3 protein-coding genes and 1 pseudogene are annotated in these 2,721 nt (G+C 71.2%); 2 read left to right on the forward strand and 2 right to left on the reverse strand.

The genetic code is table 11. The annotated features are described in order from the left end of the window. Positions 1-300: pseudogene (locus GWI24_RS43125) on the forward strand (discoidin domain-containing protein); the annotation flags it as partial. A gap of 159 nt (positions 301-459) precedes the next feature. Here the strand turns inward: GWI24_RS43125 and GWI24_RS43130 are convergent. Beyond that, on the reverse strand, positions 460-1,452 hold the full coding sequence (locus tag GWI24_RS43130; protein ID WP_210951475.1) for a helix-turn-helix domain-containing protein: 993 nt from the start codon (positions 1,450-1,452) through the stop codon (positions 460-462). A gap of 219 nt (positions 1,453-1,671) precedes the next feature. Then, positions 1,672-2,439: a type I methionyl aminopeptidase gene (gene map, locus GWI24_RS43135; protein ID WP_210951473.1), complete on the reverse strand. Its 768-nt coding sequence runs from the start codon at positions 2,437-2,439 to the stop codon at positions 1,672-1,674. A gap of 75 nt (positions 2,440-2,514) precedes the next feature. On the opposite strand from map, the gene GWI24_RS43140 reads away from it, so the two are divergent. Then, positions 2,515-2,721: helix-turn-helix domain-containing protein (locus GWI24_RS43140; protein WP_210951474.1), on the forward strand; the 207-nt coding region annotated here is incomplete at its 3' end.

Raw genomic sequence — 2,721 nt, forward strand, 5'->3', positions numbered from 1 at the left:
GAAGGGGCGGGACGGGAGCAGCACGGCAGGATCAAGACCTGTCCGACATCCCCTAGGGTGCCCGACGCCGCCGAGGGGACGCTCACGGCCGACCTCGGGCGCGCCGTGCGGCTGGCGAAGGTCAGCCCGGAGTGGACCCGCACCCGCCCCGCCTCCCACGAGGTGCGGACCTCGCTCGACGGCCGCCACTGGCGCGAGGGGACGACCGGCCCGGCCCGTTTCGTACGGGTCACCGTGCGGTCGGCGGACGACAAGAAGCGCGCGGGCATGGAGGAGTTGCGGGTGACCCGCGCCAAGTGACCCCGTGGGGGGGCGGGGATGCGCGGTCCGTGCACAGCGGACGTGGTCCATGCACGCAGGATCAAGACAGTGTGCACAGGAGGCCAACGACATCCCGGCCCCCGCGGGCCCATGCTGATCAGTGACGGGTGAGCAGGGTTGCTACGGGGGGAACCCCGCTCACCTGTTCGCCGCAAGCGCCCTATGGCGGAAGTCCCGTGGGGGCACGCCATAGGCGCTGCGGAACGCACGGCTGAAGTCCGCGGCGTGGCCGAAGCCCCAACGGGCGGCGATGACATGGATGGGGGTGTCGCCCAGAGCGGGATCGGCGAGGTCGCGGCGGCAGCGTTCCAGGCGCTGAGCGCGGATCCACGCGGAGACGGTGTGCCCCTGCTCCTCGAAGAGGCGGTAGAGGTACCGGAGCGAGATGTGATGGGCCGCGGCGATCGAGGCCGGGGTGAGCCCCGGGCGGTCCAGATTCTGCCGGACGAATTCCTGGATACGTAACCGCAGGGTACGCCGACGGCTCTCAGGGGTGAGCCGGTTCTCGGCGCGCGCCTCGGCACCGGTGTCGAGCTCATGCGCGAGCAGCGCGTTGAGCAGATCGACGGCGACGGTGCCGAGGCGCGGTGCGTCGGCCGGGCCGTAGGCGTCGGACTCGGTGGCCAGACGGGTGAGGAAGTCGGCGAGCATGGCCCCGATCCCGGACCGTCCGGACAGCCGCTGCCCGAGCAGCCGCTGGAGCTCGGCGGGCGGGAACGGCAGCAGCGAGGGGCGGAGGGTGACCGTCATCCCGTCGACCCTGCCGCGCTCGCACACCGCCAGGTACGGCGTGGAGGTGGAGGTGAGCATGAACTGCCGGGCGCCGACCGTGGTTTCGGTGTCCCCGTGGCACACGTCGCTCTCCCCGCGCAGGGTGAGCCGCAGATGGTAGAGCTCCGGGTCGGAGCGCCGGATGTGGGCCGCCGTCCGCTCGTTCCGCAGTGACGGTACGGAGGTGTAGGTCAGCATCACCTCGCCGATGTCCACTCCGCCCCGTACGTTCGCGCGGAAGTCGTGCTCATGGTCGCTGCGCAGCTCCATGGGGATCGACGTCAGCTCGCACAGGGCGCGCCACGCCGCGAACCGTTCCGCGGGCGGGATGTCGTCGATCTGGGGCACCGTCACGGTCATCATCCTTTCGCCTGGCCGGTGGTGCGCTTTTCGATGGGTGCGACCTTAGACAGCCCTGCTAAGTGTTTGATGAACGGTCCGGTATTGCACAGTCCGCTTTTGGGCGATTCCGCGAGCGTGTGTCCGGACGGGTGCGGGCGGGCGAGGCGCCGCGTTCCCTCTGTTTTCTGTCTTCTCGGATCCGTGTCTTCTCGGATCTGTCTTCTCGGATCTGTCTTCTCAGAGCGCGGTCAGTATCCGTGGGCCGTCGTCCGTGATCGCCACCGTGTGCTCGCTGTGGGCGGCGCGGCTGCCGTCCGTCGTCCGCAGCGTCCAGCCGTCGTCATCGGTGGTGTACGCGTCCAGGCCGCCTGCCAGGAACATCGGCTCGATGGCCAGCACCAGCCCGTGCCGCAGCGGAAAGCCGCGGCCGGGTCGCCCCTCGTTGGGGACCGGCGGGTCCTCGTGCATCCGCCGGCCGATGCCATGGCCGCCGAAGTCCTCCATGATGCCGTAGCCCGCGGCGCGCCCCACCGTCCCCACGGCATGGGAGATGTCGCCCATCCGGCCCCCCACGACGGCCGCCGCGATCCCCGCCTCCAGCGCCTGGCGGGTGGTCTCGATCAGCCGGACGTCGGCCGGGCGCGGGGTGCCGACGGTGAAGCTGACCGCGGCGTCGCCGCTCCAGCCGTCCAGCGTCGCACCGCAGTCGATGGTCACCAGATCGCCGTCGCGCAGCCGGTAGTCGCCCGGGATGCCGTGGACGATGGCGTCGTTGACCGAGGCGCAGATGACCGCGGGGAAGGGAGTGGGCGCGAACTGCGGCCGGTAGCCGAGGAACGGGGAGCTCGCCCCGGCCTCGCGCAGCACCTCCCGCGCCGCCTCGTCCAGGTCGCGCAGCGAGACGCCGACGGCCGCCGCCCGCTGTGCGGCGTCGAGCGCCGAGGCCACGACGCGGCCCGCCTCGCGCATGGCGTCCAGGGACGCGTCGGTCTTGATTTCCACCATGAGTGAGCCCCTTCGCATGACCGAACCACCGGTTCGGTGTGCACCAATTACTATACCGGTATTAGTATCACGGTCATGGTGCGCACTCCTCTCACCCCGCTGGAACGTGAACGCGGCCGCTTCCTCGGCGCCCTGCTGCGCCAGGCCCGTGGCGAACGGAGCATGGCCGAGGTCGCCGCCGGGGCCGGGATCTCCGCCGAGACCCTCCGGAAGATCGAGACCGGCCGGGCCCCGACCCCCGCCTTCTTCACCATCGCGGCCCTCGCCGCCACCCTCGGACTG

Source organism: Streptomyces sp. MK37H (genome assembly GCF_018035285.1).
In the GTDB taxonomy this organism is placed as follows: domain Bacteria; phylum Actinomycetota; class Actinomycetes; order Streptomycetales; family Streptomycetaceae; genus Streptomyces; species Streptomyces endocoffeicus.

Bases quoted from the DNA above. Each gene is read 5' to 3' on its own strand.
- GWI24_RS43130 (WP_210951475.1), bottom strand. From the start codon at position 1,452: ATGACCGTGACGGTGCCCCAGATCGACGACATCCCGCCCGCGGAACGG.
- map (WP_210951473.1), bottom strand. From the start codon at position 2,439: ATGGTGGAAATCAAGACCGACGCGTCCCTGGACGCCATGCGCGAGGCG.